The 17,932-nt window shown below is 37.0% G+C and carries 20 protein-coding genes; 16 read left to right on the top strand and 4 right to left on the bottom strand.

Going from position 1 to position 17,932, the window contains the following annotated elements; translation table 11 throughout:
- Nucleotides 1–1,080 precede the first annotated feature (1,080 nt).
- From ACW2QC_RS07820 to ACW2QC_RS07800, 5 genes are all read left to right on the top strand, one after another.
- The gene (locus tag ACW2QC_RS07820) at nt 1,081–1,728 is read left to right on the top strand and encodes a TetR/AcrR family transcriptional regulator (RefSeq protein ID WP_457543418.1); all 648 of its coding nucleotides are present in this window, start codon (nt 1,081–1,083) and stop codon (nt 1,726–1,728) included.
- A gap of 37 nt (nt 1,729–1,765) precedes the next feature.
- Nucleotides 1,766–2,470: a YqeB family protein gene (locus ACW2QC_RS07815; protein WP_457543417.1), complete on the top strand. Its 705-nt coding sequence runs from the start codon at nt 1,766–1,768 to the stop codon at nt 2,468–2,470.
- Between the two features lie 184 nt (nt 2,471–2,654).
- Entirely contained in the window at nt 2,655–3,455 is an 801-nt protein-coding gene (locus tag ACW2QC_RS07810; protein WP_457543426.1) for an MBL fold metallo-hydrolase, read from the top strand.
- A gap of 374 nt (nt 3,456–3,829) precedes the next feature.
- Nucleotides 3,830–3,964: a PD-(D/E)XK nuclease family transposase gene (locus ACW2QC_RS07805; protein WP_457543416.1), complete on the top strand. Its 135-nt coding sequence runs from the start codon at nt 3,830–3,832 to the stop codon at nt 3,962–3,964.
- A complete protein-coding gene (locus ACW2QC_RS07800) occupies nt 3,904–4,779 on the top strand; it encodes a PD-(D/E)XK nuclease family transposase (protein WP_457543425.1) in 876 nt (291 codons plus the stop codon). The genes ACW2QC_RS07805 and ACW2QC_RS07800 overlap by 61 nt, the downstream gene beginning before the upstream one ends.
- A gap of 140 nt (nt 4,780–4,919) precedes the next feature.
- On the opposite strand, the gene ACW2QC_RS07795 is transcribed toward ACW2QC_RS07800, so the two are convergent.
- Nucleotides 4,920–5,819 carry a 3-hydroxyacyl-CoA dehydrogenase gene (locus ACW2QC_RS07795; protein WP_457543415.1) on the bottom strand — a complete coding sequence of 300 codons (900 nt, stop codon included), beginning with the start codon at nt 5,817–5,819 and terminating at the stop codon, nt 4,920–4,922.
- A 365-nt stretch (nt 5,820–6,184) separates the two neighbouring features.
- On the opposite strand from ACW2QC_RS07795, the gene ACW2QC_RS07790 reads away from it, so the two are divergent.
- From ACW2QC_RS07790 to ACW2QC_RS07775, 4 genes are all read left to right on the top strand, one after another.
- Nucleotides 6,185–6,691 carry a DnaA N-terminal domain-containing protein gene (locus tag ACW2QC_RS07790; RefSeq protein WP_457543414.1) on the top strand — a complete coding sequence of 169 codons (507 nt, stop codon included), beginning with the start codon at nt 6,185–6,187 and terminating at the stop codon, nt 6,689–6,691.
- Between the two features lie 274 nt (nt 6,692–6,965).
- Complete coding sequence (locus ACW2QC_RS07785) at nt 6,966–8,072, top strand: AbrB family transcriptional regulator (protein WP_457543413.1); 1,107 nt, start codon at nt 6,966–6,968, stop codon at nt 8,070–8,072.
- Nucleotides 8,073–8,128: 56 nt separating this feature from the next.
- Entirely contained in the window at nt 8,129–8,266 is a 138-nt protein-coding gene (locus ACW2QC_RS07780) for a hypothetical protein (RefSeq protein ID WP_457543412.1), read from the top strand.
- Nucleotides 8,267–8,470: 204 nt separating this feature from the next.
- The gene (locus ACW2QC_RS07775; RefSeq protein ID WP_457543411.1) at nt 8,471–9,451 is read left to right on the top strand and encodes a GGDEF domain-containing protein; all 981 of its coding nucleotides are present in this window, start codon (nt 8,471–8,473) and stop codon (nt 9,449–9,451) included.
- Nucleotides 9,452–9,582: 131 nt separating this feature from the next.
- Here the strand turns inward: ACW2QC_RS07775 and ACW2QC_RS07770 are convergent, their stop codons facing one another.
- The gene (locus ACW2QC_RS07770) at nt 9,583–10,758 is read right to left on the bottom strand and encodes an N-acetylmuramoyl-L-alanine amidase (RefSeq protein WP_457543410.1); all 1,176 of its coding nucleotides are present in this window, start codon (nt 10,756–10,758) and stop codon (nt 9,583–9,585) included.
- Between the two features lie 266 nt (nt 10,759–11,024).
- Between ACW2QC_RS07770 and ACW2QC_RS07765 the strand changes: the two genes are divergently transcribed.
- The 3 genes from ACW2QC_RS07765 to ACW2QC_RS07755 all read left to right on the top strand — a co-directional run bounded on the left by ACW2QC_RS07765 (nt 11,025) and on the right by ACW2QC_RS07755 (nt 13,541).
- Complete coding sequence (locus ACW2QC_RS07765) at nt 11,025–12,719, top strand: methyl-accepting chemotaxis protein (protein WP_457543409.1); 1,695 nt, start codon at nt 11,025–11,027, stop codon at nt 12,717–12,719.
- Nucleotides 12,720–12,958: 239 nt separating this feature from the next.
- Entirely contained in the window at nt 12,959–13,243 is a 285-nt protein-coding gene (locus ACW2QC_RS07760; RefSeq protein WP_457543408.1) for a type II toxin-antitoxin system Phd/YefM family antitoxin, read from the top strand.
- Entirely contained in the window at nt 13,227–13,541 is a 315-nt protein-coding gene (locus ACW2QC_RS07755; protein WP_457543407.1) for a type II toxin-antitoxin system RelE/ParE family toxin, read from the top strand. The genes ACW2QC_RS07760 and ACW2QC_RS07755 overlap by 17 nt, the downstream gene beginning before the upstream one ends.
- 248 nt (nt 13,542–13,789) lie before the next feature.
- On the opposite strand, the gene ACW2QC_RS07750 is transcribed toward ACW2QC_RS07755, so the two are convergent.
- Nucleotides 13,790–14,272 (bottom strand): hypothetical protein, encoded by a 483-nt coding sequence (locus ACW2QC_RS07750; protein WP_457543406.1) that lies wholly within the window; start codon nt 14,270–14,272, stop codon nt 13,790–13,792.
- Nucleotides 14,273–14,439: 167 nt separating this feature from the next.
- Between ACW2QC_RS07750 and ACW2QC_RS07745 the strand changes: the two genes are divergently transcribed.
- Nucleotides 14,440–14,637 carry a DUF4177 domain-containing protein gene (locus tag ACW2QC_RS07745; protein WP_457543405.1) on the top strand — a complete coding sequence of 66 codons (198 nt, stop codon included), beginning with the start codon at nt 14,440–14,442 and terminating at the stop codon, nt 14,635–14,637.
- A gap of 169 nt (nt 14,638–14,806) precedes the next feature.
- Nucleotides 14,807–15,736 (top strand): heme o synthase, encoded by a 930-nt coding sequence (cyoE, locus tag ACW2QC_RS07740; RefSeq protein ID WP_457543404.1) that lies wholly within the window; start codon nt 14,807–14,809, stop codon nt 15,734–15,736.
- A gap of 59 nt (nt 15,737–15,795) precedes the next feature.
- Here the strand turns inward: cyoE and ACW2QC_RS07735 are convergent, their stop codons facing one another.
- Nucleotides 15,796–15,993 carry a hypothetical protein gene (locus tag ACW2QC_RS07735; RefSeq protein WP_457543427.1) on the bottom strand — a complete coding sequence of 66 codons (198 nt, stop codon included), beginning with the start codon at nt 15,991–15,993 and terminating at the stop codon, nt 15,796–15,798.
- Here ACW2QC_RS07735 and ACW2QC_RS07730 point away from each other — a divergent pair.
- Nucleotides 15,949–16,392 (top strand): GNAT family N-acetyltransferase, encoded by a 444-nt coding sequence (locus ACW2QC_RS07730; protein WP_457543403.1) that lies wholly within the window; start codon nt 15,949–15,951, stop codon nt 16,390–16,392. The genes ACW2QC_RS07735 and ACW2QC_RS07730 overlap by 45 nt on opposite strands.
- Nucleotides 16,393–16,674: 282 nt before the next feature.
- Complete coding sequence (locus ACW2QC_RS07725) at nt 16,675–17,286, top strand: transporter (RefSeq protein WP_457543402.1); 612 nt, start codon at nt 16,675–16,677, stop codon at nt 17,284–17,286.
- The last annotated feature ends 646 nt before the right edge of the window (nt 17,287–17,932 follow it).

Here is a 17,932-nt window from a genome sequence, read left to right as displayed (position 1 = left end):
ACGCTTTTTTCTTTTTAATCTAAAATCAATACAAATTCAGGCTTGCCTAATCTTCCATCTTATATGCTTTATTCTCTACTATGTCTAATTAAAATAAACTCTTGGCTGTTAAACATAATATCCTCTTTTCTTAAATGGAAACGTGCGTTATTATAACAATTCAACTTTCGCAGCGTGAAATGGATAAATAAGCCTTGATAGAATGAGGAAGGATGGAGATTCACTGCTCAAGTTGACTTTGGATTAATCGCATTTAAATAAGCTGTGACTGCAGGACTCTTTTCTATAAGTACACGCATTTCCCACCGTCCGGGATCGTTCCGGGTGGATGCTTTCCGCGGGCACGGCCTCAGCCTCCTTGCCCCGGCGAGGGGTATGTCGACGTTTTCCGCAAAGGACGGTTTTAGTCGACCCTCCTTTTCAAACCACTCTGCGGGGTCTTCAGACACGTGCTGTTCCCGCAGGACAAGGAAGGTTTCGTCAGCGATACATCGCACGAAGAAAAAGTGCTTTTCTTTTTCGAGGAGTCACCACCCTCCACTCACCCGGACTAGTGAAGCGGTAGAATGTGGCTTGGTAGAACGCATACTACTACAGTTAATAGTAGTAAATGCAAAACCAGTGGAGGAAATACGCGGAGACTCCTGGGGGAGGAAAGGCCTAGGTGAGACCCCGCAGTGCGTTAGCACGAGGAGGCTCAACAGCCGCCCCCGGAAAGCGTAGTGTATTTCCGGAACGGCGAGGAAGCAATTTTTTAGTTACTACGCATTTTGTATATAAATCATCAAATGTTTTCAATAAAGCAAGTAATCGCAGTCTCAATCTTAACAGTCTTTAGGTTTACCAGAGTTGTCAAGGCAATTATTAGAGAGGTTCAAAGTTTTCTTCAGCTAACTGTTTGATCTTATTTTGTCGGTGCGAAAGTTGAGTAAATTATAAGTGTCGAGACTTCGATTTACTTTACTGAAAGGTGTTTTATTAAATGTGTGTTGACTACAATGAGTATTCACGCTAAAATTTGATTGACTGATCAAATAAAGAATTAAACAATTGATCAATCCATCTAAGGAGTGGTTTTACATGAACAACAATGGGGAGGAAAAAGAGGATCCTGTGCAAAATAATCAAAAAGGCAAACAGTCGTTTATCCAGGAGGCAAGGCGTGAGCAAATTATTGAGGCTGCGATTAAAACGCTTGATGAAATTGGATATGTGAAAACGAGCCTATCACAAATTGCCAAAAGGGCTGGGATCAGTACTGCGTTAATATCCTATCATTTCTCGAATAAAAATGATTTAATGGATCATTTACTAATGAATTTGGTAGGAAGTTCAACGTCTTATATTTTAGAGAAGGTACGTAAGGAAGATACGTCTAAGGAAAAGCTTGATGCATTTATAACGGCGAGCCTAGCTTATCAGGGAACACACCCCGCACGTAATATAGCTCTAATAGAAATTATCTTTAATGCTAGAACACCAGATAACATTCCGTACTATAAATTAGGTGATGATGGTGAGGACCAAATTATGTATGAACTCCAAGAAATATTAAGAGAGGGCCAGGAAAATGGGGTTTTTGGTACGTTTAATGTGGATGTTATGGCGAATATGATTCAAGGTGCAATCGGAGAGTATATGTTGAACGCTGAAATAACGAAAAAGGTTGATCTGGAAACATACAGTGATGAACTTATAACTATTGTTAGTAAGGCGATAAAAGCTTAACTCGGCTTTAAAAAGTTGAAAAAGAAGGTGAACGCAATTGACGGAATCGAAATTATCATTAAATCATGAAAAAACAGTTGTTGGATATTCAAAAACAACCGGAATCCTGCTTTATGGGGGATTCGGTGCATTGGGACTTATTCTTGGGTACTTCCTTCCAAAGATAGCAGCATGGGCGTTGACCCTTCCTTGGATTCCATTTGAAGGGATAATAAAAATTGTAAACTCTTTTGACGGATTTTGGTTATCTATTATTTTGGCAGTTATTGGCTTAATTGCCGGACTCGTATTAGCTTCAATAGCAATTTCAGAATTGCTTATTATTACGATTACTGATCGGGAAGTACACCTAAAAAAGAATGAGATTGCGCAGACGATTGCATTGAAAGATATTGATACGATATTTTTTGATGGAAAACAACTAGTAATCCTTGGTAAGTCAGGCTATGAGCTTTTTCGAGAAACGAGTGATGAATCATCAACAAAAGTAATGAGTGCTTTCAAAAGGTATGGTTATCCTTGTTCAGACGAAGATCCATTTAAAAATGAATATCGGCGTTGGGTGCTGGATACCCCGGATGTTTCACCATCAGCTAATGCTTTACTGAAGGCCAGGGAAATCGCATTACAAAAAAAGGAAGAAAAAGAAATTAAGGATCTTCGGACTGAGCTTGCAAAACTTGGCTATATCATACGTGATGAAGAAACACGTCAATACTGGCGGGAGGTACCAAGTAAATAGTGGGACGTGGGGACAGGTTAGGTGTCCCATCCGCCAAGCTTGCCGCTACGCCTAAAACGACTGGGACAAGAAACCTGTCCCCACGTCCCATTCAGAAACCTGTCCCCACGTCCCATTTAAATGAATTAAAGGAATTTCAATATTTTTCTAGAATTTAAGTATTAGGGAAGGGGTGAAAGTGACGATGATTCATGTATCGAAAGTAGAAGATGTTACTTGTGTTAAGATGGATATTATGATGGGCGGTAAGAAGGCAAATACTGTATATGCTTTTTTGGTAGATGGGATGTTAGTGGATACAGGGCCCCAAAGCCTTGAAGCTGAATTAATTCCTTTCTATGATAAGCATTCGTTTGATTTCGTAGCCCTAACACATAGCCACGAGGATCATACTGGAACAGCCCCATGGATTCAGGGAAATCGGGAAGTTCCAATTTATGTTCATCAAAAGGGGATCGAAATTTGTGCGGAAAAATATAGATATCCAAAATACCGTCAATTATTTTGGGGGAAAAGAGAAGGATTTGAAGCTTTACCAATAGGGGATACGATCCAATCTGCAAACAACGAGTGGAAGGCGATATATACGCCGGGTCATGCAGATGATCATGTTTCTCTTTTTAATGAAAAAACAGGTACATTATTCTCCGGGGATTTATTTGTTGCACCGAAAACGAAGGTAATCATGAACAGTGAATCCATTCCAACGATTATGGAGTCCATTCGAACAGTGCTCAACTATGATGTTGGATCCATGTTTTGCTGCCATGCTGGATACATAAAGAACGGGAAAAGTATGCTGAAGCAAAAACTAGATAACCTTGAGAACCTTTGTGGTGAGGTGAAATATTTGTATAATAGTGGGCTATCTGTAACTGAAATCAAAGAAAAGATTTTCCCCAAAAAGTATTCGATTATTGCGAGATCTGAAGGGGAATGGGACTCATTGCATATTGTTTCTTCCATTCTATCAGATGAAGTTTAGAATTTGCGATTTGGAATGATGATGATAAAGTAGAGGACAATATCCAACTCTATTAGAATATTAGCCTTTGATTTTGCTGAAGGTTCTATTTCAAATGAGGGGAGATTAAAATAAGTCAATAGGAACACTTGTTTGTGATAACAGGATCTGCTATACTTAGTTTAGAAATACTCCTCAGTAAGTCCTCATAAACACAAAGGGCGTGTTCATATGGCGTTAGCTGAACTACACTATGAAAATTCCACTGTATACATTGCAAGTAACGTACGAGAAGATTTTCCAAATTATAATAAACACAAACAGGAAGCAAAAGAGAATGAAAGAACGAAGCTACTAAAACGAAGCTACTAAAACGAGTACCACTTGAACGGTTGATGGATTTGAAAATTGACTATGCATTCAAGCAGCTATTTGGGAATGAAAGGAATAAGGATATAACTGTTGTGTTATTGAATGCCATTCTCTTCAGAAAACGGATAGAGGCCGAATTAAGGATGTTGTATTTTTGAATACAGAATCAGGTAGGGAATATGCTGATGATAAACTTTCAAGATTGGATTTGCTTGTGATTACAGACGCTGATGAAAGGGTTAATGTAGAAATTCAATTTACGGATAAATATGATATGGTTAAGCGCTCTATCTATTATTGGTCCAGGATATATGACAATACTTTGAAGAAGAATATGGACTACAAAGAATTGCGACCGGTTATTTCCATAAACATTCTTAAGGTTTATGACGATATTTATAATGAGCTGGAGGAGATTTCCATGAAGGATAAATCACTACGTTCAGCATTCCAAAACTGGGAAGAGTTAAGTATGGAAGAAGAACAACGCTTTGCTTATGAATCTAGGCCGAAGCAAGTGTTGGACGAAGAGGCGTATCAACGTAATAAGGAATTATTCGCACAGGAGAAGGAGACGTTTGCGGCGGAAAAGAAAGAATTTATAGATGAAAAGAAGGAACTTACAAAGGAAAAGAAAGAATTTACATATGAAAAGAAGGAACTCACAGAGGAGAAGAAAGCATTCACGCAAGAGAAGGAAGAGTTAACGGCAGAAAAGGAAATATTTATACAGAAAGAGAAGATATTTGCACAGGAAAAAGAATTAATAACACTAGAGAAGGAGTTATTGAATCAAGAGAGGGAATTATTGAGACAGGAAAGGAAACAACCAGATAGAAAATTTGAGCAGGAGCAAAAGAATTTAGAACAAAGAAAAGAAGAAATAGAGCAGAAAAGAAGAGATTTAGAGCAACAGAAAAAAAGCGTTAAGCGGTTAGATAATATTAAAAACCAACTTAATATGGAAAAATGAAATCAATAACAAATAGAACAGCTTCATTGCACGGATGATGCTGTTCCTTTTTTATAAATAAATAAGGTAAGGAGTTAAAATTAACATTTATCGGTTAATTTACCGGTCGTTGTGGGACGCGGGACCTGTCCCCATCTCCGTTAGCCTTCTAAAAAGCCTGGTTTCATAAAGGTTGGGTTTGGATAGGTGTAGAATCCTTCTCCTGTTGCCCTACCTAGTTTTCCTTTATCGATGTATTCTGTTTTCAATAACTCAGCTAATTTTTTATAGTCTTGATCACCTGTTGCTTCAGCTTTTGCAAGTGTAATATTATAAGCTGTAGTGATTCCTACAACGTCTAAAATCGCAAATGGGCCTTGAGGTGCCCCTGATGCGACCATCCACGTTTTATCGATTGTTTCTACATCAGAAACCTCTTTTAATAAAAGCATTTGAGCAGCATCTAAAAGCGGAACTAATAAAGAATTTAAAATGTAGCCAGGCTGTTCTTTATATAATGGTAAAGCGACCATTCCGATAGCTTTGGCAAATTCGATCACTTCATCGAATACTTTCATGTCAGTACCCGGATGTTTCATTATTTCTGCCGTATTGTTTTTCCAAATTTCATTAGCAAAGTGTAAGGCTAAGAATTTTTCTGGCCGGCCTGTAGCCTCAGCAAATTGGCTTGGTAACAAAGTAGAAGAATTTGATGCGAAAATTGTTTTTTCAGGAGCCACTTTCCCTAATTCGTTGTAAAAGTCAGTTTTGATTTGGACAACTTCAGGAATTGCTTCAATCACAAGATCTGCATCTTGGACTGCTTTTGATAAATCAGAGCTGAATGAAATACGGTTGTAAGCGGTATTGACATCTTCTTCAATAGCTCCTAAGTCTTCTTGATAATTTTGTTTCAGTTTCTCGATTCTTTCCTTCGCACTGTTTAATGCTTTATCATTAATGTCGTATACAAATACATGGAATCCTTTGAAAGCAATTTGATACGCAATTTGACTACCTAGAACACCGCTACCAGCAACAGTGATATTTTTAAAATTCATGGCAATTCTCCTTTTTTATCTCTAATAAACCATTTTCTTGTTACTATAAAGTATTTACCAATTTTATTATTTCACTCGGTCTCACTAGCGTCAATTTCCGAGTACTGAGGGGATATAAGGTGGGGAGTAGCTACATTTTTTGTGGCCATTTTGTGGGATGCGTCTACCTGTCCCTGTGTCCTGTTATGATATGGTATAATGACACCAATAATATGTAAGGGACGGTGTGGTTGAAGGAGATGATCGGGAGAAAATTAAATGCCTGATCGATCATGTGCTGAAGAGACAGGGCGGGGATAGATGTTTAAGTATCTCTACAATAAGTCGGAGAATCAAAAATTTGCTTATACAAGGAGGAATCTGGCATGGAAAATGATGTATGGAAGGAAGTATTGGATGTAATAAGTAAGCGCATAAGTAAGTCAACTTTTGAGACCTGGTTTAAGCCAAGTAAATTAAAAATAGAACAAACAAGCTGGTTAATTATTACCTCAAATAAGTTTGCAAAAGATTGGCTGGAAAGGAGATATGTTCCTTTAGTGAAAGATGCAATTTATGAGGTTACGAAAGAAATGCCAGAAGTGGTGTTTATTGCTGGAGAAGAGGATATGGTTCTTCCATATTCAGATCGTAAAATAGACCATATTTTAGCTCAGATTAATAATTTAAGTCGGATAGAAAAAGAAAATTTGTTTGATGTATTAAAGAAAGATTTCCTCCTATCACAAGACGAAACGGAATTTCAATTGGATAGCAAACCTCGATTTGATCAAACTAATGACCTTAATAAAGGATACGATCTTGATCGGATAGACCGTTTAGAATTCGAAGTGGAACAAATAAAAAATCAGCTTTTTAAATTAAACAATTGAGATTATAACTCTTTATGAAGCATCATTTTCGGAATAATTTACATTAACATTCTCCCATTTGGTCTCTTTGGATCGAATGTCTTTCTTTTAGAGGACATTTAAAAAATACCAAACGAGAAGTGGTAAATTCCTTCGTTGGTTTTCTTCTTTCCTGGGACAAGGGACCTGTCCCCATGTCCCACTTGTGCTGCTGATGGGTGGGCATTAGAATGGAAATGTCGGAATTCTACAGTATATCTATAATAATTAACTAACCAAAGAGGGATTACGCAATATGGAACAACGTGCTTCGAATACAACCAAACAAATCATGCTAACACTTCTTACTGCTGTCATTGGTGGTGTACTTTTCACATTACTCCATATTCCGGTTCCGTGGCTTCTTGGACCAATGATTGCTGTCTTAATTGGAACAAATGTTATGAATCGTGATTATGTTTGGCCAAGCTCTATTCGCAACGCGGGCATGATCATTGTTGGTTATACGATCGGGTTGTCCATGACATCTACCGCTTTACATAAAATGGCACTGCAATTACCGTCCATGCTATTCATGACTGTATTGTTGCTGCTATTTTGTTCGGGGATTGCTTTTATAGTTTCGAAGCTTTCTGATAGTGATTATGGTACGTCGTTGTTAGGTAGTATTCCTGGTGGGCTCACACAGGTAATTATGCTGGCTGAAGAAACGAAAGGGATTAACCTAGCTGTCGTCACGGTTACACAAGTTTGCCGTCTAATGATCATTATAATTGTTATGCCATTACTTGTTTCTATCCCGATGTTTGGGCAAGGTGAGACAACTACAGATGCCGCAATCCCTGCATCAACATCAGCAAAATGGGCGGACCTATTCCCTAATATTTTCATTTTTGCATTGGTAAGTATTGTGTTCGCAGTTGTCGGTACTAAAATAAAGTTCCCAACTGCCTACTTACTAGGGCCAATTATTGGTACAAGCATCCTTCAATTATCTGGCATCGAAGGACCACATTTGCCACCGGCCCTGATCGATGCCGCTCAGTTAATGATCGGTACCCATGTAGGGTTGATGCTCAAAACGGACCAACTACAGAGAAAATTGCGGACAATTAGTCTTGCGCTTGGAAGTGGCATTATGCTTGTGGTCGGTGCCGTTGCATTAAGTATGATCCTTACTGAACTTCACCCAATATCAAAAGCAACGTCGCTATTAAGTATGGCCCCTGGAGGGATGGATCAGATGGGGATTATTGCCCATGAGATTCATGCGGACTTATCTATTGTATCAGGCTATCAGCTATTTCGAACCTTCTTTATTTATTTCGCAGTGCCGCCTTTATTTAAATTAATGTACAAGATGATGAATAGAAAGAAAGTACAACAGAAAAGCAGTAACTGACTATAGAAAGTAAGGACAAATACCATCAGCCAAAAAGTAGATAGGTGATCACTTTTTTGACTGATGGTATTTTGTTAGTAGAAGTAGACGAAGTACTAAAACCCAATTATTGGTATATAACGAAAAAAGATGCTATATTTAAGTGGTTCAAAATGTTTATATTTCATGACCTTTTAACAGGTAATAAGACCTAATTTGAGTTTTTATTATTTCATATCAGAAAATCATTACTGAAAGCGGTAACAGGTAAACAAGATGATTTCAGATCTTCGCTATTGGTGTAGAAATCGGGAAGATAAAACTATATCCAGTTTGATAAAGTGCCCCGATGTAGTGGATATGAGCAAGAGCACGATATTTTAAATCTAAAGTAAACTGAAGTTAGGGGGATGCAAAAAATGCAATTAGAATGGGTAAATATTTCCCTTGGTGTCCTTTGTGTCGTTATGGGGATAATAGCATTCTTAATAATTGCAAAATATAAGCGTACTGAGCGGAAATCAAGAAACGAGGACGAAGAAAGAATATTTCAACTGGTAGAAAGTTCAAAGGATATTGTTTATTACTATGAAATCAAGCCGAAGTGCAGATTTTTGTATATAAGCCCTGCCATAAAAAAATTCCTGGGACAAGAAATTTTGGAGGAAGCCTTTCATAACTCAAACTCGCCTTTTGAAAGAATACATCCGGATGATTTTGAATTGTTTTCCAAAAAGGTGGCTGGAGAATTAGATTATAGTAAACCAATAATCCAACGTTGGAGAAATGACAGTGGTGACTATAGATGGTTTGAAGAATATGCTACCCCTATTTACGAAAGGGGAGGCCTAAAAGCAATTCAAGGAATCATTAGAAATATAGATGAAAAAATAAAATTACAACAGGATTTAGAATATAGAGTTATATATGATGCTCTAACTCAAGTCTACAATCGAGAATTTTTTGAACAATGTATGAATACATATGATAGTCAGGTAGATGTATCTACGGCAATTATTTTGTGTGATTTGGATGAATTGAAGTTTTTGAATGATCATTACGGTCATGAAAAGGGTGATATCTTTTTAAAAGAATCTGCAAAGTTACTCAACCAATATTCATCAGAAGATGTTGTTGTTTCAAGGATTGGTGGGGATGAGTTTGCTATCATACTTATAAATACGAATAAAGAGGAGGTTAGTGGCCTCCATGAAAATCTTTGTTCCGATATAAAACGATATAATTTAAAAAGTAAGGATTTAAAAATTAACATGTCGATGGGATACGCTTTATCCGAACATTCTTTAGGGAACATGAAAAGCCTTTTTGCCGAAGCTGATAAAAATATGTATCGAGAGAAAAACCTAAAAAAGAAACAAAATAAATTTAAAGTTAGGTGAATAGGGATGAAAGCTGAAGTTCCTTTCAATGCAGGATTAATTTAGATGAAGCAGGTACTATTAGAATACCTGCTTCTATTCATTTGTAACGAAAAAGAGCATTTATATTAACCTTGAGAAGATGTAGTGTCTTATGATTCATCATTAAAGTAATCGTCCAACCCGTCTTCTATTGCTTGAGCCACATGATTTTGATAGTCTTCTGATTGTATCATTTCCAAATTATCGGGGTTTGTCATGAATCCTAGCTCTATCAAAATAGCCGGATTATCATTTTCTCGCAGAACAAGATAATCCGATTTCCTAATCCCCCGATCTTTCATATTTATTTGTTGCATAATAGAAGAATGAAGTTTATTTGCCATACCCTTACTCACTTTATCATCATAATAGTGCGTACTAATGCCATTAACAGCAGAATCTTTAAATGCATTAAAATGGATACTGATAAATGCATTAACCTCATTCGAATTACTAATATCGACACGCTTATCAAGGGAAATAAATTTATCTTGCAATCTAGTTAGAGTAACAGTTGCTCCTGCATTCTGTAATTGGTTAGCGACCGTGTTTGCGGTTTTTAACGTTATGTTCTTTTCGTAAACATCACCGTTTACAACAGCTCCTGAGTCCTTTCCGCCATGGCCAGCATCAATAACAATGTTGTAGCCAGCTAGTGGATGATTAGTAGATTGTGTGACAGTGATAGAGTCCTTTGATATTTTGTATTTCTTTTGTTCCGCTATCTTTTTCTTTTTGACCTCTTCCTCATCTCGAATATCAGCTTCCTTAGGGAAAGAATGCCAATATTGTGGCGCTTCTTCTTTTCGTTTACTCTGGTCTTCTTCTTTCGCTTCCTCTTTTGTATCTTGTTCTGTGAGTGACTCTTGCACTTCTGGTTTTGTTTCGTCAGCAGCTTCATTTTCAGAAATCGTTTTTGCTTTTTCCTTATCTGCATCTGCGTCTGCGTCATCTGGTTCTGTGTCATTACCCTTATGATCGGTTGCCGGTTTAGTTTGCGGTTCATCATTGATTAATGTTAGAAAGTGTGATGATACCCAAACTGGCTCTCCTGTATAAAAGGTTTTAACCCATCCATCCTGTTCTTCAAAAACCATGACTTTATCTCCTTCAACAAGATTGCCAACGATTTGCGCCTCGTCTGAAGGATCTGTTCGCATATTCAATTGCGATGTATCAACCTTAAATACTTGTTCATTATCAGCTTGGACGATTGAAGCTGAACCAAAAATGAATAAACCAACCATAATCAACGTTGCCGTAATAACTTTGCCTTTCCTTATCATCCGTCGTCACCTTCTATTCCTACTAAATTAGTAAACTAGTAAAATAGCATGTCCAAATGAAATGGGGTTTAAACATGAAAGGAGATAAATTTTTGTAGATTTGAAAATTGATAGAGTTAGTAAAAATGCGTAATGAATAATTTTTCTATAAAAATTATTCATTACTACTTATGCTATGCCATTATAATTCCGATATATAATGTAGATGTACTTTTTCAAAAGCAACTGAGATTTTAAATAACAACAAGAAAATGAGGTGTATGAAAATGAAAAAACTATTTCAATTTAATAGCTTGAAGAAGAAAATATTATTTGGATTTTCTTTCGTTCTTCTATTAATTATCCTTTTAGGAGTTTATAATTTTCTCGCAATCAAAGAATTGAATAGTAATACAAATGAAATCGTGGAGGAACAACAGCCACTATTAATTTTGGACGAAAAAATAACATTAAACATCGCACAACGAACATCGTTAATACGTGGCTATTTGTTATATGGTGATCAGGAGCTGAAGGAAGAATTTCAAGCTCGTACGGATGATGGAATCGAACTACAGGAGAAAGTAATTGAGCTTAGCGATTCAGAAAAGGTTAAGGAGTTAGTTCAGAAAAAGATACAATGGGGAGAAACAATTAACAAAGTTATTAAAGAATATGATAATGGTAATGAAGAAGCGGCAATGGAAATAATGGCTACAAATGTAAAACCATTAGCAGATGAATTAACGGATGGTTTTACTGAGATGGCTACAATGAGGGAAAATAAAATTACAAATACTGGGGAGGATATCCAATCATATGGAAAGGCTTCGCTAATTGTGGACATTATTGTATCCGTTGTTGTTTTAGCAATTGCAATCGTGGTGTCACTTGTGATTGCCCGTGTTATATCAGCACCGATTGTGTCGATTATGCAACGTATGAAATCTGTTGCTAGTGGTGATTTTAGTCATGAACCATTAGAGACAAAATCAAACGATGAGATTGGCCAATTAGTAGAAGCTGTAAATGAAATGAATCATAACTCAAGAGAACTGCTTAGTGAGATACACACTGTTTCCGAAACGTTATCTAGTCATAGTGAAGAATTAACACAAGCAGCTGATGAGGTGAAATCTGGGACACAACAAGTTGCTGCGACGATGGAAGAATTGGCAACGGGCGCCGAAACGCAATCTAATCATGCAAGTGAACTGGCGTCTATTATGGGATCATTCACTACCAAAGTTGAAGAGGCCAATGCAAACGGGGAGCGTGTGCAAAAACATTCAACGGATATGTTAGGAATGGCGGATCAAGGTGCACAACTAATGGATTCATCCACTACCCAAATGACCAAAATTGATCAAATCGTTCGTATAGCCGTGGAGAAAATGAACGTTTTAGACAATCAAGCACAAGAAATATCTAAATTAGTCCAGGTGATAAAAGATATCGCGGATCAAACAAATCTGCTTGCACTAAACGCAGCGATTGAAGCAGCAAGAGCTGGTGAGCATGGAAAAGGGTTTGCCGTTGTTGCAGATGAGGTAAGAAAGCTTGCAGAACAGGTATCTACTTCGGTAAATGATATTACAGGAATTGTCTCTACTATACAAAATGAGTCGGGAGTTGTTGCTGATTCGTTAAAAGAAGGATATTCAGAAGTTGAGCAAGGGACATTGCAAATTAAAACTACGAGCGATACCTTTTATCAAATCAGTGCATCGATAAAGGAAATGGTCCAAAATATTAGAACGGTATCAGCTAACTTATCCGACATTGCAGCAAATAGTCAGGAAATGAATGGATCGATTGAAGAAATTGCCTCCGTCACGGAAGAATCAGCAGCAGGTGTTGAACAAACGGCTGCATCTGCCCAGCAAGCAAGTGGATCGATGGAGGAAGTTGCAGGAAGTTCACAGCACCTTGCAAAACTGGCGGAAGAGCTGAATGAATTGGTAGGGAAGTTTAAGTTGTAGAGAGCGAAGTAGGTAATGTAGGGGGGAGACATCTGGGTGGACCCCTCTTTTGCCTTCCCCCATTGTTTTCTATTTAAGGAAAGTACAACATTTTTAGGGTATACTACGCGAAGGCATATTCAGCCTTTTCTAAATGTCGATTTATAATAGACAGAAAATTTTATAATCCATTAACACTTGGATTGAGTTGTTATCATAATTATGATAAAATAATGCTATATTAATCAAGAGGTGGTAATATGAAACAGATTAGACCAGTCTCAGATTTACGAAATAACTTTGCTGATATTTCGAGAACTGTACATGAAACTGAGGAACCCGTGTATTTAACAAAGAATGGTTATGGTGACATGGTTGTAATGAGCATGGAATCCTATGAACGTAAGCTATTTGAAAGTGAAATATTCTTTAAACTAAAAGAGGCAGAACTTGAAGCTAAATCAACAAATAAACGTTACTCACACGAAGAAGTTTTTTCAACGTTAAGAACAAATCTTGATAGGTCTGATGAAGGCAATGCATAAGCTGAAATATCTTCCTTTGGCAAAAAAAGATCTAATGAATATAATAGACTATATTTCCGATACTCTAAAATCACCAACGGCTGCGATGGATTTGATCGATGCCCTTGATAATGCTATAATCCGCGTTTGGCAATTTCCTTTATCATGCCGAGTATTTCAGCCAATAAAATCAATTGAAATTGAATATAGAATGTTACCTGTGAAAAACTACCTGGTGTTCTATGTCGTAACTGAACATGAGGTAGAAATACATAGAATTGTTTATGCGAAGATGAATCTTGGAGAAGTTATTAAATAAAAGTTAATTGAGTATTCCCTCATTTATTTCAGTTCACTGAAAGGAAAACAAAAGTAAGGTAATCTTTTTACCTGCTAACCTATATTTTAAAGAGGTTGTTCAAAGAGCACCCAAATAATAAGCAGCGAATCTCTTCGTTGTCTTGCTTCTAATTTGGCAACTTAAAAAATAATTCGAGGAGAGGAGGGAATTAAATTAACATCTCCCTGCCTCCGTTGTGATAGTTATTTTCTGAAACGTTACTGTGCTTATTCTTTTTCCCACTCTACATCATGTTCATCAGCTAATTTGTTCAATTTCCTTCGGTAGTCACGCAGATGCCTTTTTGCCTCGTCAAGCATTCCATTGGCTTCCTCTATGATGCTTGCATCTTGTTCCTCCAATGCAAGTGTGATTTTTACAAATGCATTGTATTGAATGTCAGCACCTTCAATGTATATTTCATGTATTTCTCTTAACTCATCTGTTTCTACACTTACGTAATTTAGTTCCTTAATAAATTCATTGTAATTAGGGATAACATCATCAACCAATGCGGCATACATTGTTTCATCATCCGAATAATTGCCTCCGGAAACATTGTTATAAGCAGATATAGCAGCATCCTCCAGTTCAAAGGCGGTGTTCATTTCATGGTTTACATAGCTAAGTAAGTCATCATGTACGGGGTCGCTGAAGCATCCGGCTAGAAGGAATATAATGGGGAGTATGCCGATTAAAGCCTTTTTCAATAACTTCACCTCCATACATCACCATATGTTGCAGTGGAAGTCCAACATTACGGAAAAATTTTTTATACAATCAGCGGGGAATTTGTAAGCAGTGTGTAATTCTGGTGAAACAATTTTAGTTGGCAATCCGTAACTATAAGAGAGCAAAATATAAAGGAGACGGTATAATGGAAAAATGGGAATATATTGTAGAACCATGGAAATATGCGATTACGGATGTTGATAGCTCTGAACTTGAAGAAAAATTAAACTTCCTTGGCCAGAAAGGATGGGAGTTGATTAATATCATACCCCAAGTCGGTGGTATGGGAAATACAGTTGCAGTAGACTATAATCATCTAGTGTTTAAAAGAAAAATCGAGTAATGCGCACAAAATATTAGCACTTTCGCACCTAAACAAGGGAACTTGATTTTCAAATATATTGTGACTATTTTTTCTAGTTCAACTTACTTAAATTATAACGTTAAAACCATTATAATAGGTATATCACTTATAAATTAAAGGTGAATTCCACTGTAAAGGGAGATAATGAATGAACAAAGCGGATACACCTTCTTTACAGAAGACGAAAGAATTATCGAATGAACACAATTCCCTTATTTCTGATCTTAAGGAACTTTTTAAGGCAATTGTTTTAATTTCTAATGTATTACCGGTTTTTACAGGCTTTTGGCTGGCTCTCTATTTTACTGATTCTGCTTTTGCGGACAATTGGGGAGTATTTTTATTGACGATTGTGGGGAGCACGCTCGTTATGGCTGGTGCACTTATCCTGAATAATTGGTATGACGTCGATATAGATACGGTTATGGCTAGAACGAAAATGCGGCCAACAGTAACCGGAAACTTTTCCTTACGTGTTGTGTTAGCAATGGGAATTGCCCTATCTGTCATTGGTTTGATTCTCTTACTATTTACAACAATTGAAGCGGCCATTTATGCTTTTGTGGGCTGGTTTGTGTATGTAATTCTATATACAATGTGGTCAAAACGAAAATATACGTTGAACACTGTAATTGGAAGTGTTTCTGGGGCGGTTACACCTTTAATTGGTTGGGCGGCAATTGAACCAGCATATCATGTCGTTCCGATTGTCTTATTTTTTATTTTGTTTATTTGGCAGATTCCTCATACGTTTTCAATAGCAATCAAAAAATACGATGAATATAAAGCAGCCAAGGTTGCGATGCTTCCGGTCGTATATGGATTTGCATTTACCAAGCGGCAAATGATTGTCTATATTGCTTGTTTATTGCCACTGCCATTTTTATTAGCATCACTCGGTACAACCTTTATGGTGATTGCTACCATACTAAATATTGGCTGGCTTGTTTTAGGCTTTCAAGGCTTTTCGGCGAAAGATGATTGGAAATGGGCTCATAAGAACTTTATTTATTCGTTAAGTTATTTGACCATACTATTTGTAATGATGGTTGTTGTAACGTTGCCAGTATTTAATTGACAAGCTACTAAAGGATACCTAACTTTCTCCCTTTAGTAGCCCGGTACTTTCGACAATAACTATTTGTCATCTGAGTTGTTTGCAGGCGTTTCCATTTCATCGTTTTTTAGCTTGTTAACGTGGTAAGGATTTTTCCCGCTGTTGACGTCCGCTCGCACTCCCATTTGCACACCTGATGGGTCATTTGTAACGGTATCACGTTTGCCGTCAAAATGAGGAGAAGCTTCTCCTCCGATATTTCTCGTTTGTCTTGGCATATATATCATCGTCCTTTCACTTATAGAATGACGATAATGTTAGAAAATATGTACCGTGTTCACATTTGGTTACGCAGTGCATTTTGGGCTAATGATAAAAATGAAAGGAGCGATAGGATGGTTACCATTAAAAAAGGTGAGGGAAAATTTTTCGTAGGTGAAAATGAGGATGATCCGTTGGCAATTATCACTTTTAAGCAGACTAGTGATAACCAATTAACGGTTGATCATACGTATGTATCAGATGAGCTGCGTGGTGAAGGTGTTGCCGGGAAGCTGGTAGAAAAAGTCGTTACATATGCGAGAGAAGAAGGGAAGAAGATTATTCCTGAATGCTCGTATGCTAAAAGTAAGATTGAAAAAACACCGGAATATCATGATGTGTTGAGTGAATCGTAGTAACACAAATGATAAATACACACTCAAAAAACCTTAGCATTTTTTATTAGTGTTGAATTGAGTTTAAAATCCACGTTGCTGACGTGGATTTTTTTGTATTTCATGATAGATGAATGGATTAATTATCGGTATAGTTTGTGCTACTAATTCTTATCGTGTATATGTCATCTGGTAAAAGTTTTGTGGTACTCTTTTGTTTCAGTAAACAAGACATGCGGGTAGTCACATTGCGTGCTTTTCTAATATAATAGGAAGAGAGGGTTGTAAAGAGAGGTACGTTTTATGCAAAACATAATGAAAATCGCATATGAGGGGATAATGATTCTGCTCGTTATGCTGACAATCATTACACTTTGGACAGATAGTGCGTATAATTCAACGATAAACTGGATCATTTGGATTGTGTTTTTTGTCGACTTTTTTGTTCGTTTGGTAACTTCTAAGAAAAAGTGGACGTTTATAAAACAAAATCCATTTCTTGTTATTGCTATCATTCCGTTTGATCAATTTTTCCAGATAGCTAGAATTGTCCGCGTGATTCATTTGTTTCGAATTAAAACGATTACCAAGTATTATGTTTTCCCTTATATAGAAAAAATCACCTATCAATCTATGATATGGATCATATCGATAATTGCCGCTCTGTTAGTTGCTGAATCCGTACTTATTTGGCAATTTGAAAGTTCAATTCCAACATACGCTGATGCATGGGGTGTTCTATTGAGCCATTTAATGTTCGTTGGTCATCAACTATTTGTGATTGAAAACCCTGTTGTCATATGGGCCTTAACGGGGACATCGATTCTGGGAATTGTGATCCAGGGATTAGCGTTGCAATGGGTGTTTACTAAAATAGAATCAATTGTTAAAGATATGAGCAAGAAAAGAGTCTAAGCCATGTCCAGCTCCGGCGCCCAGCAACCATCAAATATTTACGGTGGGGCGTGAATCCCCTCGTAGCCCCAAACTTCACACTCCTTTCCTTGAAAAAGTTAATTCGCTTTTTCTTCGGGTGTTGTTACTTACGGGCGGCATGATGTAATAAGCCCCTGTGACATGGGTTCCTTGTCCCATATTTATGATACTTTGTTCGTTGGATGAGAGTGAAATGTTAGCATTTTGTTCTCCTCGGATAATATTAGAGGAAGCTTCTCATAAGTTGGTGAAACTTGTGGGAAGCTTTTTTTGATTTTATTGATACTAATGAACCAATTGATTTGGTAGTCATACAAAATAGTGAGGCCGAAATGCAAGAAGCTTTAAAGGGCTCAGAACCATCTGAAATTAAAATGTTTTTGGATTGTGGGGATTGTTTTAGATTTACAGTAGACGAGCCGAGCGGCAATTTTATCTTCTCATCCATAATGGTACTATTTATATGCAGATAAGATAGTCAGAATTATAATTAATCCTTTGAGTTTACCCAAAAATAAAGATTGACTTATTTAAAAAAATAGGCATTGAAAAAGTCCGGTGATAAAGCGGACTTTTTGATGCCTATTTTGGTCATTTTTGGACTAAATCAATCTTAATTTATTGA

The sequence above is a fragment of the Virgibacillus sp. FSP13 genome, from assembly GCF_054048505.1.
The sequence above is the reverse complement of the archived record's forward strand: the minus strand, read 5'-3'. Positions and strand labels throughout refer to the sequence as shown.

Coding starts and splice junctions, on each gene's coding strand:
- ACW2QC_RS07820 (WP_457543418.1), top strand. CDS start 1,081: ATGAACAACAATGGGGAGGAAAAAGAGGATCCTGTGCAAAATAATCAA.
- ACW2QC_RS07810 (WP_457543426.1), top strand. CDS start 2,655: ATGATTCATGTATCGAAAGTAGAAGATGTTACTTGTGTTAAGATGGAT.
- ACW2QC_RS07805 (WP_457543416.1), top strand. CDS start 3,830: ATGGATTTGAAAATTGACTATGCATTCAAGCAGCTATTTGGGAATGAA.
- ACW2QC_RS07795 (WP_457543415.1), bottom strand. CDS start 5,819: ATGAATTTTAAAAATATCACTGTTGCTGGTAGCGGTGTTCTAGGTAGT.
- ACW2QC_RS07790 (WP_457543414.1), top strand. CDS start 6,185: ATGGAAAATGATGTATGGAAGGAAGTATTGGATGTAATAAGTAAGCGC.
- ACW2QC_RS07785 (WP_457543413.1), top strand. CDS start 6,966: ATGGAACAACGTGCTTCGAATACAACCAAACAAATCATGCTAACACTT.
- ACW2QC_RS07775 (WP_457543411.1), top strand. CDS start 8,471: ATGCAATTAGAATGGGTAAATATTTCCCTTGGTGTCCTTTGTGTCGTT.
- ACW2QC_RS07770 (WP_457543410.1), bottom strand. CDS start 10,758: ATGATAAGGAAAGGCAAAGTTATTACGGCAACGTTGATTATGGTTGGT.
- ACW2QC_RS07765 (WP_457543409.1), top strand. CDS start 11,025: ATGAAAAAACTATTTCAATTTAATAGCTTGAAGAAGAAAATATTATTT.
- ACW2QC_RS07760 (WP_457543408.1), top strand. CDS start 12,959: ATGAAACAGATTAGACCAGTCTCAGATTTACGAAATAACTTTGCTGAT.
- ACW2QC_RS07755 (WP_457543407.1), top strand. CDS start 13,227: ATGAAGGCAATGCATAAGCTGAAATATCTTCCTTTGGCAAAAAAAGAT.
- ACW2QC_RS07745 (WP_457543405.1), top strand. CDS start 14,440: ATGGAAAAATGGGAATATATTGTAGAACCATGGAAATATGCGATTACG.
- cyoE (WP_457543404.1), top strand. CDS start 14,807: ATGAACAAAGCGGATACACCTTCTTTACAGAAGACGAAAGAATTATCG.
- ACW2QC_RS07730 (WP_457543403.1), top strand. CDS start 15,949: ATGAGGAGAAGCTTCTCCTCCGATATTTCTCGTTTGTCTTGGCATATA.
- ACW2QC_RS07735 (WP_457543427.1), bottom strand. CDS start 15,993: ATGCCAAGACAAACGAGAAATATCGGAGGAGAAGCTTCTCCTCATTTT.
- ACW2QC_RS07725 (WP_457543402.1), top strand. CDS start 16,675: ATGCAAAACATAATGAAAATCGCATATGAGGGGATAATGATTCTGCTC.